At 70.3% G+C, this 14,415-nt stretch carries 14 protein-coding genes; 10 read left to right on the top strand and 4 right to left on the bottom strand.

The window, feature by feature from the left end:
- The first annotated feature begins 59 nt into the window (after positions 1-59).
- On the top strand, positions 60-1,250 hold the full coding sequence (dnaJ, locus tag ACFWVP_RS32380; protein ID WP_384501552.1) for a molecular chaperone DnaJ: 1,191 nt from the start codon (positions 60-62) through the stop codon (positions 1,248-1,250).
- Position 1,251: 1 nt separating this feature from the next.
- Positions 1,252-1,698 carry a heat shock protein transcriptional repressor HspR gene (locus ACFWVP_RS32375; RefSeq protein ID WP_056793306.1) on the top strand — a complete coding sequence of 149 codons (447 nt, stop codon included), beginning with the start codon at positions 1,252-1,254 and terminating at the stop codon, positions 1,696-1,698.
- A gap of 100 nt (positions 1,699-1,798) precedes the next feature.
- Here ACFWVP_RS32375 and ACFWVP_RS32370 read toward each other — a convergent pair whose 3' ends face one another.
- Together ACFWVP_RS32370 and ACFWVP_RS32365 are read right to left on the bottom strand one after the other, a co-directional pair.
- Complete coding sequence (locus tag ACFWVP_RS32370; protein ID WP_384501551.1) at positions 1,799-2,674, bottom strand: response regulator transcription factor; 876 nt, start codon at positions 2,672-2,674, stop codon at positions 1,799-1,801.
- Positions 2,675-2,917: 243 nt separating this feature from the next.
- Positions 2,918-3,901 (bottom strand): helix-turn-helix transcriptional regulator, encoded by a 984-nt coding sequence (locus ACFWVP_RS32365; protein ID WP_384501550.1) that lies wholly within the window; start codon positions 3,899-3,901, stop codon positions 2,918-2,920.
- 152 nt (positions 3,902-4,053) lie between these two features.
- Here ACFWVP_RS32365 and ACFWVP_RS32360 point away from each other — a divergent pair, with 152 nt between their 5' ends.
- Positions 4,054-4,323: a 5'-nucleotidase gene (locus ACFWVP_RS32360; protein WP_384501549.1), complete on the top strand. Its 270-nt coding sequence runs from the start codon at positions 4,054-4,056 to the stop codon at positions 4,321-4,323.
- Positions 4,320-4,640 (top strand): (2Fe-2S)-binding protein, encoded by a 321-nt coding sequence (locus tag ACFWVP_RS32355; RefSeq protein WP_361899603.1) that lies wholly within the window; start codon positions 4,320-4,322, stop codon positions 4,638-4,640. The genes ACFWVP_RS32360 and ACFWVP_RS32355 overlap by 4 nt, the downstream gene beginning before the upstream one ends.
- Positions 4,641-4,740: 100 nt before the next feature.
- On the opposite strand, the gene ACFWVP_RS32350 is transcribed toward ACFWVP_RS32355, so the two are convergent.
- On the bottom strand, positions 4,741-5,142 hold the full coding sequence (locus ACFWVP_RS32350; protein ID WP_384501548.1) for a pyridoxamine 5'-phosphate oxidase family protein: 402 nt from the start codon (positions 5,140-5,142) through the stop codon (positions 4,741-4,743).
- A gap of 137 nt (positions 5,143-5,279) precedes the next feature.
- Here ACFWVP_RS32350 and clpB point away from each other — a divergent pair, with 137 nt between their 5' ends.
- The 3 genes from clpB (at position 5,280) to ACFWVP_RS32335 (ending at position 10,135) form a co-directional block, all read left to right on the top strand.
- Positions 5,280-7,880 carry an ATP-dependent chaperone ClpB gene (gene clpB, locus ACFWVP_RS32345; protein WP_384501555.1) on the top strand — a complete coding sequence of 867 codons (2,601 nt, stop codon included), beginning with the start codon at positions 5,280-5,282 and terminating at the stop codon, positions 7,878-7,880.
- 360 nt (positions 7,881-8,240) lie between these two features.
- Positions 8,241-9,509, top strand: a complete 1,269-nt coding sequence (locus ACFWVP_RS32340; protein ID WP_384501547.1) for an MFS transporter — start codon at positions 8,241-8,243, stop codon at positions 9,507-9,509.
- 71 nt (positions 9,510-9,580) lie between these two features.
- Positions 9,581-10,135, top strand: a complete 555-nt coding sequence (locus ACFWVP_RS32335; RefSeq protein WP_384501546.1) for a YbjN domain-containing protein — start codon at positions 9,581-9,583, stop codon at positions 10,133-10,135.
- Positions 10,136-10,222: 87 nt separating this feature from the next.
- On the opposite strand, the gene ACFWVP_RS32330 is transcribed toward ACFWVP_RS32335, so the two are convergent.
- Entirely contained in the window at positions 10,223-11,404 is a 1,182-nt protein-coding gene (locus ACFWVP_RS32330) for a pyridoxal phosphate-dependent aminotransferase (protein ID WP_384501545.1), read from the bottom strand.
- 127 nt (positions 11,405-11,531) lie between these two features.
- On the opposite strand from ACFWVP_RS32330, the gene ACFWVP_RS32325 reads away from it, so the two are divergent.
- The 3 genes from ACFWVP_RS32325 to ACFWVP_RS32315 all read left to right on the top strand — a co-directional run bounded on the left by ACFWVP_RS32325 (position 11,532) and on the right by ACFWVP_RS32315 (position 14,384).
- The gene (locus tag ACFWVP_RS32325; protein ID WP_384501544.1) at positions 11,532-11,786 is read left to right on the top strand and encodes a hypothetical protein; all 255 of its coding nucleotides are present in this window, start codon (positions 11,532-11,534) and stop codon (positions 11,784-11,786) included.
- A 340-nt stretch (positions 11,787-12,126) separates the two neighbouring features.
- Positions 12,127-12,648, top strand: coding sequence for a DUF2617 family protein (locus ACFWVP_RS32320; RefSeq protein WP_384501543.1), 522 nt, complete (start codon positions 12,127-12,129; stop codon positions 12,646-12,648).
- A 137-nt stretch (positions 12,649-12,785) separates the two neighbouring features.
- Positions 12,786-14,384, top strand: a complete 1,599-nt coding sequence (locus tag ACFWVP_RS32315; RefSeq protein WP_384501542.1) for a polyamine aminopropyltransferase — start codon at positions 12,786-12,788, stop codon at positions 14,382-14,384.
- The last annotated feature ends 31 nt before the right edge of the window (positions 14,385-14,415 follow it).

Here is a 14,415-nt window from a genome sequence, read left to right as displayed (position 1 = left end):
GGGGTGCGGCGGGCCACAGGGCCGGCCGCACGGCCTGTCGTCCGGAAGGAGGGACGTCGATGAGCACGAAGGACTTCGTCGAGAAGGACTACTACAAGGTCCTCGGCGTCCCCAAGGACGCCACCGACGCCGAGGTCAAGAAGGCGTACCGGAAGCTCGCACGCGAGTACCACCCGGACGCAAACAAGGGCGACGCGAAGGCGGAGGAGCGCTTCAAGGAGATCTCCGAGGCGAACGACATCCTCGGTGACCCCAAGAAGCGCAAGGAGTACGACGAGGCGCGCGCCCTCTTCGGCAACGGAGGCTTCCGGGCGGGTCCCGGCGGTGCGGGCGGCAACTTCAACTTCGACCTGGGCGACCTCTTCGGCGGTGCCCCGGGTGGCGGCCAGGGCGGCGGAGCCGGTGGCTTCGGCGCCGGTGGCGGCGGCCTGGGCGACGTCTTCGGAGGACTGTTCAACCGGGGCGGTACGGGCACCCGTGTCCAGCCGCGCCGCGGACAGGACATCGAGTCCGAGGTCACGCTCAGCTTCACCGAGGCGGTCGACGGCGCCACCGTCCCGCTGCGGATGTCCAGCCAGGCGCCCTGCAAGGCATGTTCGGGCACCGGCGACAAGAACGGCACCCCGAGGGTCTGCCCGACCTGCGTCGGCACCGGTCAGGTGTCGCGCGGCAGCGGCGGCGGGTTCTCGCTCACCGACCCGTGCGTGGACTGCAAGGGCCGGGGCCTGATCGCCCAGGACCCCTGCGAGGTCTGCAAGGGCAGCGGCCGGGCGAAGTCGGCCCGCACGATGCAGGTCCGGATCCCCGCAGGGGTGCTGGACGGTCAGCGGATCCGGCTGCGCGGCAAGGGCAGCCCGGGCGAGCGCGGCGGTCCCGCCGGCGACCTGTACGTCGTCGTCCACGTCGACGCCCACCCGGTGTTCGGCCGCAAGGGCGACAACCTCACGGTCACCGTGCCCGTCACCTTCACGGAGGCGGCGCTCGGCGGCGAGGTGAAGGTCCCCACGCTCGGCGGACCCCCGGTCACCCTGAAACTCCCGGCCGGCACCCCCAACGGGCGTACGATGCGGGCTCGCGGAAAGGGCGCCGTACGCAAGGACGGCACCCGGGGCGACCTCCTCGTGACCGTCGAGGTCGCCGTGCCCCAGGAACTCGGCGCGGATGCCCAGGAAGCGCTGGAGGCCTACCGGAAGGCGACCGCGGGGGAGGACCCGCGGGCGGAGCTGTTCCAGGCTGCGAAGGGAGCTTGAGATGGACGGCCGTCGACGCAATCCGTACCAGCTGACCGATGAATCACCGGTGTACGTGATCTCGATCGCGGCCCAGCTCTCCGGCCTGCACCCGCAGACACTGCGCCAGTACGACCGCCTCGGCCTGGTCTCGCCCGACCGCACGGCCGGGCGCGGCAGGCGCTACTCGGCCCGCGACATCGAACTGCTCCGCACGGTGCAGCAGTTGTCGCAGGACGAGGGCATCAACCTGGCGGGCATCAAGCGCATCATCGAGCTGGAGAACCAGGTCGCCGCGCTCCAGCAGCGTGTCGCCGAGCTCTCGGCGGCGGTGGACGGCGCGGCCGTGGCCATGCAGCAGCGCGAAGCCCAGGTGCACGCCTCCTACCGGCGGGACCTGGTGCCGTACCAGGACGTGCAGCAGACCAGTGCCCTGGTCGTCTGGCGGCCCAAGAGGCCGACGGACTGAGCTCTTCCGGGAAGGCGGGATCACCGTTCGCGGGGATCCTGCCTTCTTCCGTGTCCGGGCAGGTGCGCGGGACGGTTGCCCGGTCCCGAGGGGCCGTTCGTCAGGGTTCCAGCCCCGGGGTGGCCGCCCGGCGGGGCGGTGTGCCGTCCGGTTCCGCGATCCCCGACCGGACGATGAGCGCCCCCAGCTGGGTGCGGCTGTGCGCGTCGAGCGTCTGCATCAGCTTGGAGATGTGCGAGCGGCAGGTGCGGACGCTGATCCCGAGCTCGCGGGCGACCACGTCGTCGACGTGGCCCTCGACCAGGAGCCGGGCGATGCTCTGCTGGACGCTCGTGACAGGGGCTCCGGGGGTGGCGGAGGGCAGGTGCTCGCTGTAGGGCGTGGCCTGGGCCCAGAGGACCTCGTAGACCCGGGTGAGGTAGCGGACCAGCGCCGGGTGCCGGACCTCCAGGGCGACCTCGTCACCGGGCGCGGCGGGCACGTACGCCACCGTGCGGTCGAAGATGATGAGGCGGTCGACGGTCTGCTCGATGGTCCTTACCTGGAGCCGGCCGCTCGGCATCTGCCCCAGGTAGTCCCTGAGCCGCGGGCTGTAGCGCGCGGGGTGCTGGTACAGGTGCCGGAGCCGGGCGCCTCCCGCGATCGCGGTACGGCCGTTGCGCAGGGCCTGCTGCATGTGGTGCTCCAGGCGGTTGCCGCCCGGCTGCGCGGTCAGCACCTCGTGCCTGGCCCGCGCGGACGCCTCCTGGAGGGCCGCGATGATCAGCGGCCGTCCCTCCAGCACGGTGATGGCGAGATTGGGATCCTCGCTGGCTACCGTCGCCAGGGGGGCCAGCGCCCCGGCGAGGGCGGCGCTCAGCCGTATCCGCTCGTCTATCTCGCGGGTGATGGGCTGCAGCAGATGGGCCAGCGCGGCCGACGGCGGGACGGGAGACACATAGGTGTCGTCCGCCGGGTCGGGATGGACGAGGGCCATGTCGAGCAGGCACGGGGCGGCGGCCAGCCGGGTGCGAGGGATACGTCCCGCACGCAGCGCCTCCTCGTAGAGGCGTACGGCCGGTTCGCAGAGCTCTCGGTTCCCGTGCGAATGAGACTGTTCTGCCTCATCGGTGACGATTTGGGACCCCCCGCTTTCTGCACTGCAACAAGATGACGGTGGCGGAAGCCTAGCCGCGGGGGGAGGCTGGTCGTACCGGTCGAGCGCCTCGCCCGGGGGCGGTCAGGTGTCCTGGTCCAGGATTCCCGACCGGGCGATCAGATAGCCGAGTTGGGCGCGACTGTTGCTTCCGAGAGCTGCGGCGATCTTCGCCACATGGGCTCGGCAGGTCCGGACATTCATGCCGAGACGCCGGGCGATGGAGTCGTCGACATGACCGTCCACGAGGAGTTGTGCAATGGAGCGCTGAACGCCGCTGATTCCCAGGGGCGTCGGTGTGTATTTCACTTCTTCCAGAAGTGGCTCGGCGCGTGTCCAGAGCTGCTCGAATACCTTGGCGAGATATTCGACCAGGCCCGGATGGCGAAGTTCCAGGGCGACTTGGCGGTCATCCTGGGCGGGTATGAATGCGACCGTGCGATCGAAGATGATAAGCCGTTCGATGAGTTCTTCGAGCGTCCTGATCTCCACGTGATTACTCGCGATGCGTTCGGCATATGCGAGCGTGCTGGGGCTGTGGCGCACGGTGTGCTGGTACAGGGTGCGGATGCTCACGCCCCGGTGCACCACGGACAGGCCGCGTTCGAGCGATTTGCCCAGACGGTCCTCGCTCCTGCCGCCGCCGGGCTGGACCGTGAGGACCTCGGTGCGGCACTCTGCCGTGGCGAGGTCGAGCGCGGCGTTGATCCGGGTCTCCCCCTCCAGCACGGTGATGGCGTGCGTGGTCGGAGGTCCCTGGGCACTGATGTCCATGAACGGTTCGAAGCACTCGGTCAGTTCCACCGAGTGCCGTCGGCGCTCCTGGATCTCGCGCTCGATGGGGTGGAGATGCTGTGCGAGCGCGGCCGAAGGCGGAACGGGACGGAGCCACTCGGCGTCGTCCGGATCGGGATGCAGGAGCGCGAACTCCATCAGGCACGGCGCCGGAACCACTTCGGCGCGAGCGATACGGCCGAGACGCAGTGCGCTGGCGTAAAGGAGCCCCCCGGCCTCGCACAGTTCGGTGATCCCGTGAGGATGTGTCGGCTTTGTGCTACTTGTGGTCATATCTCCACCCCCCAGGTTCCTGAACATACAGGAACATGATGCATCGACTCAGTGGTGTTCGAGTGCCCTGGTGAGACATCGTCTTAAGTGCGGGGGAGAAGAATCCACAAGTGAGGACGAAGCCGACTATGTATAAGCGAATGCTTCGCTCGGTGCTTGCCGCCTCGTTCGTCGCGGCCCTGGGGCTGGGGTTGGGCGGAGGTGACATCGGCTGGAGCAGTGAAGCCGCTGCGTCGGGTGACATCGGCTGGAACGCGCCCGCCGGCGTCACGGGTGACATCGGCTGGGCCGCTCCGCTCGACGACATCGGCTGGCGCGCACAGTCGGGTGACATCGGTTGGAACACGCAGTCCGGTGACATCGGCTGGAACAAGCAGGCCGGTGACATCGGCTGGTCCGCTCCGACCAGCACGGTCGCATGACCACCCCTCCGGACGACCGAACCTTCCGGCGGGAGATGGCCACGGCCTACAGGTCAGGGTGGCACTTCATCGATCTGCTCACGGCACTGACCCGCCAGGGCGATTCGTTGATGGTCACCCTGTTCGGGGAGCCGATAGTCGTCGTGATGGAGACGGACGACGACGTCCGCGCCTATCGCTGTCTTCGCCGGCCCCGCGGGGCCCCGCAGCCGGTCCGCTGCGCTGTCCGGTACGGCATGATTTTCGTCAATCTCGATCAGCGGGACCACGAGCTGTTCGAACAAGAAGCCATCTCCGCCACCCCCCGCAGTGCCTGAACGGTTCCCCCGTCGTTCCAGATCGTTCAGGCACTTCCCCCACACAGCGGCGCCATCGTGACCTGAACACGATGGCGCCGTTGTGCTGCCCGGACGCGGGTCAGCCCCTGCCGAGCGCCCGGTCCACGGCGATCTCGATGACGACCCTTTCGGGGTTGTGCGCCGGAGTGCGTTCGTACCGCTCCGCGTAGCGGCGTACCGCGTCCGCCACCTGTTCCGCCTCCGTCCGTACGACCGCGCGGCCCTCCAGGGTCGCCCAGCGGCGCCCCTGCATCTGGCACACCGCGACCCGTGCGCCCTCCGGACCGGCCGCCAGGACGTGGGCGACCTTCCTGCTCCCGCCGCTGGTGATGACGCGGGCGAGCCGGGTCTCCGGGTCGTACGTCACGCCGACCGGCACCACGTGCGGAGTGCCGTCCGGGCGGAGCGTGGTCAGGGTGCACACATGGCGCTCCCGCCAGAAGGCGAGGTACTCGGGGCCGGGGTCGCGTACGTCAGGCATGGGATCAGCCTAGAGAGGGGACTCGCTCCGCGTGTGCGGAGGTGCCTGTTCAGGCTTGAGTGGAATAGACTCAACTTTGTACCCGTTGTTCGAGTCATAGTTCCGTGAAGCACCAGCACGAGGAGGAGACAGAGCCCGTGGACGCCGAGCTGACCAACAGGAGCCGGGACGCCCTCAACGCGGCCACCAGCAGGGCCGTCAAGGACGGACACCCCGATCTGACCCCCGGGCATCTGCTGCTCGCACTGCTCGAGGGCGAGGACAACGCCAACATCGTCGACCTGCTGGCCGCGGTCGACGCCGACCAGGCGGCCGTGCGCGCCGGGACCGAACGGCTCCTCGGCACGCTGCCCAGCGTCACCGGATCGACCGTCGCGCCGCCCCAGCCCGACCGTGAGCTGCTCGCCGTCGTCTCCGACGCCGCACAGCGTGCGAAGGAGCTCGGCGACGACTACCTCTCCACCGAGCACCTGCTGATCGCCCTCGCGGCGAAGGGCGGCCGTGCCGGTGAGATCCTCGACGGGCAGGGAGCCGGCGCGAAAAAGCTGCTGGACGCATTCGAGAAGAGCAGGGGAGGGCGCCGGGTGACCACTCCCGACCCCGAGGGCCAGTACAAGGCCCTGGAGAAGTTCGGCACCGACTTCACGGCCGCCGCGCGCGAGGGCAAGCTGGACCCGGTGATCGGCCGCGACCAGGAGATCCGCCGCGTCGTCCAGGTGCTGTCACGCCGTACGAAGAACAATCCCGTGCTCATCGGTGAGCCCGGCGTCGGCAAGACGGCCGTCGTCGAAGGGCTCGCCCAGCGCATCGTCAAGGGTGACGTCCCGGAGTCCCTGAGGAACAAGCGGCTCGTCTCCCTGGACCTCGGCGCGATGGTCGCGGGCGCCAAGTACCGCGGTGAGTTCGAGGAGCGCCTCAAGACCGTCCTCTCCGAGATCAAGGAGAGCGGCGGCCAGATCATCACCTTCATCGACGAGCTGCACACGGTCGTCGGCGCGGGCGCCGGCGGCGACTCCGCGATGGACGCGGGCAACATGCTCAAGCCGATGCTCGCCCGCGGTGAGCTCCGCATGGTCGGCGCCACCACCCTGGACGAGTACCGCGAGCGCATCGAGAAGGATCCCGCGCTGGAGCGCCGCTTCCAGCAGGTCCTGGTCGCCGAACCGTCCGTCGAGGACACCATCGCGATCCTGCGCGGACTCAAGGGCCGCTACGAGGCCCACCACAAGGTCCAGATCGCCGACTCCTCGCTGGTGGCCGCCGCGACCCTCTCCGACCGCTACATCACCTCCCGCTTCCTCCCCGACAAGGCCATCGACCTGGTCGACGAGGCGGCCTCCCGGCTGCGTATGGAGATCGACTCCTCCCCCCTGGAGATCGACGAGCTCCAGCGCGCCGTCGACCGGCTGCACATGGAGGAGCTGGCCCTCAGGAACGAGACGGACGAGGGCTCCAAGCAGCGCCTGGAGAAGATCCGCCGCGACCTCGCCGACAAGGAGGAGGAGCTGCGCGGCCTCACCGCCCGCTGGGAGAAGGAGAAGCAGGGCCTCAACCGCGTAGGCGAGCTCAAGGAGCGCCTCGACGAGCTGCGCGGTCAGGCCGAACGAGCCCAGCGTGACGGGGACTTCGACACCGCGTCCAAGCTGCTGTACGGGGAGATCCCGGGCCTGGAACGCGAGCTGGCCGAAGCGGCCGAGGCCGAGCAGGAGGCCGCCGGGGACACCATGGTCAAGGAGGAGGTCGGCCCGGACGACATCGCCGACGTCGTCGGCGCGTGGACCGGCATCCCGGCCGGACGCCTCCTGGAGGGCGAGACCCAGAAGCTCCTGCGCATGGAGTCCGAGCTGGGCAGGCGCCTGATCGGCCAGTCCGAGGCCGTACGAGCCGTGTCCGACGCGGTGCGCCGCACCCGTGCCGGGATCGCCGACCCCGACCGCCCCACCGGCTCGTTCCTCTTCCTCGGCCCGACCGGTGTCGGCAAGACCGAGCTGGCCAAGGCCCTCGCGGACTTCCTGTTCGACGACGAGCGGGCCATGGTCCGCATCGACATGAGCGAGTACGGCGAGAAGCACAGCGTCGCCCGCCTCGTCGGTGCGCCGCCCGGCTACGTCGGCTACGAGGAGGGCGGCCAGCTCACGGAGGCGGTCCGCCGCCGCCCGTACAGCGTCGTCCTGCTGGACGAGGTCGAGAAGGCCCACCCCGAGGTCTTCGACGTCCTGCTCCAGGTGCTCGACGACGGCCGGCTCACCGACGGGCAGGGCCGGACGGTGGACTTCCGCAACACCATCCTGATCCTCACGTCGAACCTGGGCAGCCAGTTCCTGGTCGACCCCCTCGTCGAGCCCGAGGTCAAGAAGGAGCAGGTGCTGAAGACCGTACGGACGTCGTTCAAGCCGGAGTTCCTCAACCGGCTCGACGACCTGGTCGTCTTCTCCGCCCTGTCCGGCGGCGAGCTCGCCCACATCGCCGGCCTCCAGGTGGGCCGGCTGGCCGACCGGCTGGCCGACCGGCGGATCACCCTCGACGTGACCCCCGAGGCCCTGGCCTGGCTGGCCGAGGAGGGCAACGACCCGGCGTACGGCGCCCGGCCGCTGCGCCGGCTCATCCAGACGGCGATCGGCGACCGGCTCGCGAAGGAGATCCTCGCGGGCGAGGTCAAGGACGGCGACACGGTCCGGGTGGACCGAGGCGGGGACGGTCTCGTCGTCGGGACGGAGTCCCCCGTCAAGACCCTGTAGGCCGTCGACGTGCCCCCGGCCGGGACCGAGACGGTCCCGGCCGGGGGCACACGTGTGCCGGAAGTCGGCGCATTGATGGATGCATCAGGCATCCATCGACTGCGAGATCATTCGATCCGTCTCCACGGGACCGCCCGCGAAATTGAGCCGAAAATTTACATTCCATGGCTGAATGGCAGATGCCGGGCGGTCTGTGCGTTGTTATTTGTATCTGGACGGTACATATCGTCACCCTCGACCGCAGTGGATCAACTGTGATGCGGGTACCGAGGTTTCCGCGCAATATCAGGACACTCCGGACCGCCATTACTGTTCCACGAGTGAGGTCTGGGGGAATTCGTCAGCCGGTAAGGTACGCGCATGACGGAACGTAAACCTGGCGAGATAAGCGCGGAGTCGAATGATTGCAAAAGCGACAGCCTAATTCGCCTCAGCGAATTTCGTACTCTGTGGGCCGCTTTCGCGCAGTCGGTCCTGGGGGACCAGCTGGCGCGGGTGGCGCTGTCGCTGCTGGTCTTCGAACGCACCGAGTCGGCCGGCTGGACCGCGGCGACCTACGCCCTGACGAGCCTGCCCGCCCTGCTGTCCGGGGTGCTCCTGACCGGGCTGGCGGACCGTTTCCCCCGCCGCACGGTCATGATCGGCTGCGACCTGGTGCGTGCCGTCCTCGTCGGGCTGATGGCTCTGCCCGGTACACCGTTGCCGCTGCTGGCCGGACTGCTGGTGCTCGCGCAGCTCGCCGAGGCCCCGTTCGGCGCCTCGCAGGGGGCCCTGATGCCGGCCGTACTGGGTGAGCGCCTGTACGAGCGCGGGCAGCGGGTCATCATGATCACGCACCAGGCCGGACAGCTGGTCGGCTTCGCACTCGGCGGCGTCCTCGTCGTATGGCTCGGCAGTCACGTCTCCCTGGGACTGAACGCCGCGACGTTCCTGATCTCCGCCGTCCTGATCCGCCTGGGCGTGAAGGCGCGTCCCGTGGACACGAGCGCCGACGCGCGGCCGAAGCGGATGCACACCCAGATCAAGAGCGCTGCGGCACTGATCTGGGCGGACCCCCGGCTGCGTTCGCTGGTCGCGCTCGGCTGGCTGGCGGGGTTCATCGTGCTGCCCGAGGGTCTCGCCGCCCCCTTCGCGGAGGAGGTCGGCGCGAGCGCCGCCTCGGTGGGGCTCCTGCTCGCCGCGCACCCCGCGGGCATGGTCCTGGGCGCCGCGATCCTGGGGCGGGCCTCCGTCGGCGACGAGCGGCGCCGTCGGCTGCTCGGGCCGCTGGCGGTGGGGGCGAACGTTCCGCTGCTCGTCTACTGGGCGGGCCCCGGGGTGGGAGTCGCCCTGCTGGTGCTCCTGGTGTCGGGCATCTGCTCGGCCTACCAGATCACCGCCGGAGCCACCTTCGTGCTGCTCACCCCGGCCGACCAGCGCGGTCAGGCGCTGGGACTCGCCCGGTCGGGACTGACCGCCATGCAGGGGATCGGAGTCGCGGCGGGCGGTCTCGCCGCCCAGCTGTCCGGGTCCTCGGCCCTGACGATCGGCGGTGCGGGGCTCGTCGGAACGCTCTGCGCGATCATGGCCGCGGTTTCCTGGGCGCGGGCCAGGCAGACGGGTGCCGGGACGATTCCCCTGAGGGCGTAGGACTACTGGCCGCCGATCGCGGCTAGGGTCGATGGCAGGAAACCACGAGCGATCCACAGGAGTACCCAGCGATGTCTATCGACCCGTCCTCGATTCCCAACTTCGGGGGCCAGCCCGAGCCGCAGGCGGCAGGACCCGAGGGGCCCGTTGTCCCTGACCAGGACCTCGTCAAGCAGCTTCTCGAGCAGATGGAGCTGAAGTACGTCGTCGACGACGAGGGTGACCTCGCCGCGCCGTGGGAAGAGTTCCGCACGTACTTCATGTTCCGCGGCGAGGAGGACCAGCAGGTCTTCTCGGTGCGTACGTTCTACGACCGCCCGCACGCCGTGGACCAGCGCGCCGTGCTCCTCGACGCGATCGACGACTGGAACCGCCGCACCCTGTGGCCCAAGGTCTACACGCACGCCCACGAGGGCGAGGAGGGCGCTGCCGCCTCCGTCCGGCTGATCGGTGAGGCGCAGATGCTCATCGGCACCGGCGTCAGCCTGGAGCACTTCGTCTCCTCGACGGTCAGCTGGGTGCGCGCCTCCATCGAGTTCGACAAGTGGCTCGTGGAGCGCCTGGGCCTGGCGACCGAGGAGAAGGCCGGGGGCGACGAGCCCACGGAGACCTCCCCCGAGGCCTGATCCGGCCCACGGAACGGCGGCCCGGCCCCGGGACGGCGGTCATCGCGACCACCGTCCTGGCCGGGCTTTCGCGCGTCCAGGACGGCCTCAGCGCACCGCGAGGCCCTTCAGCCGGCCGACCGCCTCGGTCAGCACCTCCGTGCGCTTGCAGAACGCGAAGCGCACGAAGGGCGCTCCCTGGTCGCGGTGGTCGTAGAACACCGCGTTCGGGATGGCGACCACCCCGCACCGCTCGGGCAGCGCCCGGCAGAACGCGAGGCCGTCCCGCTCGCCGCCCAGCGGGCGGATGTCGGTGGTGACGAAGTACGTCCCGGCGGGCCTGTAGACCCCGAAGCCGGCCTCGGCGAGGCCGGCGCTCAGCAGGTCCCGCTTGGCGCGCAGGTCCGCGCGCAGCTCGTCGAAGTAGCTGTCGGGCAGGCGCAGCGCCTCGGCGACCGCGTACTGGAGGGGCCCTCCGGAGACGTACGTCAGGAACTGCTTGGCGGAGCGGACCGCGGTGACCAGCTCCGGGCTCGCGGTGATCCAGCCGATCTTCCAGCCCGTGAACGAGAAGGTCTTGCCGGCGCTGCTGATGGTGACCGTGCGCTCGCGCATGCCGGGGAAGGAGGCGAGCGGGATGTGCTCGCCCTCGAAGACCAGGTGCTCGTAGACCTCGTCGGTGACGACGAGGAGGTCGCGCTCGCACGCGAGTTCGGCGACGGCGGCCAGTTCCTCACGGGTCAGCACGGTGCCGGTGGGGTTGTGCGGGGTGTTCAGGAGGATCAGCCGGGTGCGAGGGGTGACAGCGGCGCGGAGCTCGTCGAGGTCGAGCCGGTACGCGCCCTCGTGCGGGTGGAGCGTGACGGGGACCCGGGTGCCGCCCGCCATGGCGATGCAGGCGGCGTACGAGTCGTAGTACGGCTCCAGGGCGACGACCTCGTCGCCGGGCTCCAGGAGGGCCAGCAGGGCGGCCGCGACGGCCTCCGTGGCGCCCGTGGTGACCAGGACCTCGGTGTCGGGGTCGTACGTCAGGCCGTAGCGCCGCTGCTGGTGCTCCGTGATCGCGGTGCGCAGTTCGGGTACGCCCGGGCCCGGCGGGTACTGGTTGCCGTGGCCGGCGCGCAAAGCCCGGACCGCGGCCTCGCGGACCTCCTCGGGGCCGTCGGTGTCGGGGAAGCCCTGGCCGAGGTTGATCGATCCGGTCCGTACGGCCAGCGCCGACATCTCCGCGAAGATCGTCGTACCGAACTCGGCGAGGCGGCGGTTGAGCAGCGGTCGTCCGTGTGTCATGGGCGCCATCCTGTGCCGAAGCTCTGGAGTTGCTCAAGTCTGCTTTGGCCCCCGCGCGGCGCGGGAATCCCCCGGTCACGAAAGAAGCGGGGACCTCGCTTCGGGGGAAGAGAAGGATGTGAGGTCGGTGGAGCTGTTCATCTTCATCGTGTTCATCGTGCTCGTGTGCACGGGGGTGGCGGTCCTGATGTCGGGACGGGGGCGCAGGAAGAGCCCGCTGGGGGGACGCAAGGGGCGCGGCGGGCGGCGGGGCTCGGACAGCGGCGGCTCCGGTTCCGACGGCGGCAGCTGGTGGGCCGGTGACAGCGGGGGCCACTCGTGCGGCAGCAGCAGCGGCTCGTCCTGCGGTGGCGGCGGTGGCTGTGGCGGTGGTGGCAACTGACGGTGGCGACTGACGGTGGCGACCGGCGGTACGCACGCCGGTCGTGCCGGCGGAGGGGGGCCCTGCGCCCGTGAGGTGTCCGACGGGCCGAACTCCCGCCGGACACCTTTTTGTTGGGCCGCACAGGGAACAGATGAACCGTGCTGCCCCCGAGGGGATGGAAACCACGTCAAGTTGGGTAGAAACGCTGTGGGTGCGGCGTAGTTCATGATTCCCTCCCTCTAGAGAACATTCAGCCCTCGGACCCGAGTTGGGCCGGATCGGGCGTCTCCCTCCCCCAGGCGCATCGCGCCGGGGCGCCCCCTGTCCAGGTGTCCATGTGTGTTTGCGGAGCCGACCCATGCTCACGACCCTCAAGACCGCCTATTCCGATACCCGTGCCGCCGATCTGGCCTGGGCGCTGGGGCGGGAGCCCCTGCCCGCCCTCGCCGTGCTCGACCTCCAACTGGGCGGCGCCAAGCTGCAGATGAGGCTCCTCGGTGCCTCCCACCAGGTTCTTCTGGAAGAGGAGCGCGGTACGTGCTCCGAGACCGTCGCCTGTATCCCCGGCAGCAGTACGCCACTGCCCCTCGGAGTCGCCAAGCGCCTCGGTGACTGGGAGTACGAGTTCGCCGCCCGCGTCGAGACGCTCTCCGAGGGCTCGTTCGGGGGGCGCGCGCAGGAACTCCTCGCACTGGTGGCCGACCATCCGCACGGACTTGCCGGGACGTTCCCCGGCAGCCCGTACGCCTTCACCGCGATGCTGGCCCAGCAGGCGGAGGGCCAGGTGCGCTGGCGCACCTGGCACGCGTACCCGCAGGAGGGGCAGTTGGTGGTGACCCGGACACGGGTGGGTGTGCGGGTGGCCGCACCGGTTCCGTGAGCGGGGAGAGCCACCCGCGCGCGGCACGAAGCGTGGCCGCAGTGCGTCCGGCGTGCGTCCGACAGGTGTCCGGAGCACCCTACTTACACCCTTGTGGGTGACAAGCGGCGACCTCTTCGTGACGTAGCGTTCCCATCATGATCGACCAGCAGGTGTCGCTGCGAGGGGGCGCGGCGCGGCTTCCCGTACGGCCGAGGACCGGCCGGTTCCTCGTGCTGGCCGTGGTCTTCATCTGTGCCGCGTGCGGCCTGGTGTACGAGCTCGAACTGGTGGCGCTCGCCTCGTACCTGATCGGCGACTCGGTCACGCTGGCCTCCGTCGTGCTCTCCGTGATGGTGTTCGCGATGGGCCTCGGGTCGCTTCTCGCGAAACGTTTACGCAGCCGTGCCGCTGTCGGGTTCGGCCTCATCGAGGCGGCCCTCGCGCTGGTCGGCGGAACCTCGGCGCTCGTCCTGTACGCGTCGTTCGCCTGGCTCGGCGAGTCGCGCCACGCACTGGTCGGGTTCTCGCTCGCGATCGGGATCCTGATCGGTGCGGAGATCCCGCTGCTGATGACGCTGATCCAGCGCGTCGACCGGCAGGACGCGGGCGGGGCCGTCGCGGACCTCTTCGCCGCCGACTACGTGGGCGCGCTGGTCGGCGGGCTCGCCTTCCCGTTCCTGCTGCTGCCGATGATGGGCCAGCTCACCGGGGCGCTGCTCACCGGGGCGGTCAACGCGGCGGCGGGCGGCGCGCTGGTGCTGTGGGTGTTCCGGCGGGACCTCGCCCCCCGGTCGCGCCTGCTCCTGATCGCCGTCAACGTCACGGTGATCGCCCTGCTGGCCACGGCCACGGTCCTGGTCGACGACTTCGAGCGGGCGGCGCGGCGCGCGGTGTACGGGGACCAGGTGCGGGTGGCCGTGCAGACCGAGGTGCAGGAGGTCGTCCTCACGGGAGGGGGGCGGGGCTCCCTCGACCTCTACCTGGACGGGCGGCTGCGGGTCAGCTCCCGCGACGAGTTCCGCTACCACGAGGCGTTGGTGCATCCCGCGATGGAGGGACGCCGTGCGCGGGTGCTGATCCTGGGCGGAGGTGACGGGCTGGCCGCCCGCGAGGTTCTGCGGTATCCGGACGTCGAGTCCGTCGTGGTGGTCGAGCTCGATCCGGCCGTCACCCGGTTGGCCCGCACGGATCCGGCGCTCTCCGCGCTGAACGGGCACGCGTACGACGATCCGCGCATGACGGCGGTCTCCGGGGACGCGTTCACCTGGCTGCGGACCGCCCGTGGCCGCTACGACGTGGTGGTCGCGGACCTGCCCGATCCCGGGATCACGGCCAGCACCAAGCTCTACTCGGCGGAGTTCTACGGACTGGTCACGGAGGTCCTGGGGCCGGGCGGGCGGATCGTGGTGCACGCCGGGCCGCTGGGCAGCAGACCGGAGACGTTCTGGACGGTGGAGGCGTCGATGAGGGCGGGCGGCCTGGGCACCCGCCCGTACCGCGTGGAGGGCCGTCTCACGGGCTTCGCCGCGGGTCCGGACCGCGCCACGGACGCGTCACAGGCGCCGCACGACTGGGGGTTCGTGCTGGGTGCCCCGCACACCGTGGGACAGCTCGGTATCGCCCCCCGGGCGCCGGCACTGCGGTCGCTGGGGGCGCGCGAACTCCTGGCGGCCGGACGTTCGGCCGAGCGCGTACGGCCGCGTGGGGTGCCGCCCTCGACGCTGGTGCACCCGCGGTACCGCGAGGAACCGTGAGCACGCCGGGGCGGTGCGGTCCCCACGGAGC

Source organism: Streptomyces sp. NPDC058637, assembly GCF_042717325.1.
Lineage (GTDB): Bacteria > Actinomycetota > Actinomycetes > Streptomycetales > Streptomycetaceae > Streptomyces.
The sequence above is the reverse complement of the archived record's forward strand: the minus strand, read 5'-3'. Positions and strand labels throughout refer to the sequence as shown.

What these genes read in the sequence shown, in the direction of transcription:
- dnaJ (WP_384501552.1), top strand. Translation starts at nt 60, where the DNA reads ATGAGCACGAAGGACTTCGTCGAGAAGGACTACTACAAGGTCCTCGGC.
- ACFWVP_RS32375 (WP_056793306.1), top strand. Translation starts at nt 1,252, where the DNA reads ATGGACGGCCGTCGACGCAATCCGTACCAGCTGACCGATGAATCACCG.
- ACFWVP_RS32370 (WP_384501551.1), bottom strand. Translation starts at nt 2,674, where the DNA reads ATGGCCCTCGTCCATCCCGACCCGGCGGACGACACCTATGTGTCTCCC.
- ACFWVP_RS32365 (WP_384501550.1), bottom strand. Translation starts at nt 3,901, where the DNA reads ATGACCACAAGTAGCACAAAGCCGACACATCCTCACGGGATCACCGAA.
- ACFWVP_RS32355 (WP_361899603.1), top strand. Translation starts at nt 4,320, where the DNA reads ATGACCACCCCTCCGGACGACCGAACCTTCCGGCGGGAGATGGCCACG.
- ACFWVP_RS32350 (WP_384501548.1), bottom strand. Translation starts at nt 5,142, where the DNA reads ATGCCTGACGTACGCGACCCCGGCCCCGAGTACCTCGCCTTCTGGCGG.
- ACFWVP_RS32340 (WP_384501547.1), top strand. Translation starts at nt 8,241, where the DNA reads ATGACGGAACGTAAACCTGGCGAGATAAGCGCGGAGTCGAATGATTGC.
- ACFWVP_RS32335 (WP_384501546.1), top strand. Translation starts at nt 9,581, where the DNA reads ATGTCTATCGACCCGTCCTCGATTCCCAACTTCGGGGGCCAGCCCGAG.
- ACFWVP_RS32330 (WP_384501545.1), bottom strand. Translation starts at nt 11,404, where the DNA reads ATGACACACGGACGACCGCTGCTCAACCGCCGCCTCGCCGAGTTCGGT.
- ACFWVP_RS32320 (WP_384501543.1), top strand. Translation starts at nt 12,127, where the DNA reads ATGCTCACGACCCTCAAGACCGCCTATTCCGATACCCGTGCCGCCGAT.
- ACFWVP_RS32315 (WP_384501542.1), top strand. Translation starts at nt 12,786, where the DNA reads ATGATCGACCAGCAGGTGTCGCTGCGAGGGGGCGCGGCGCGGCTTCCC.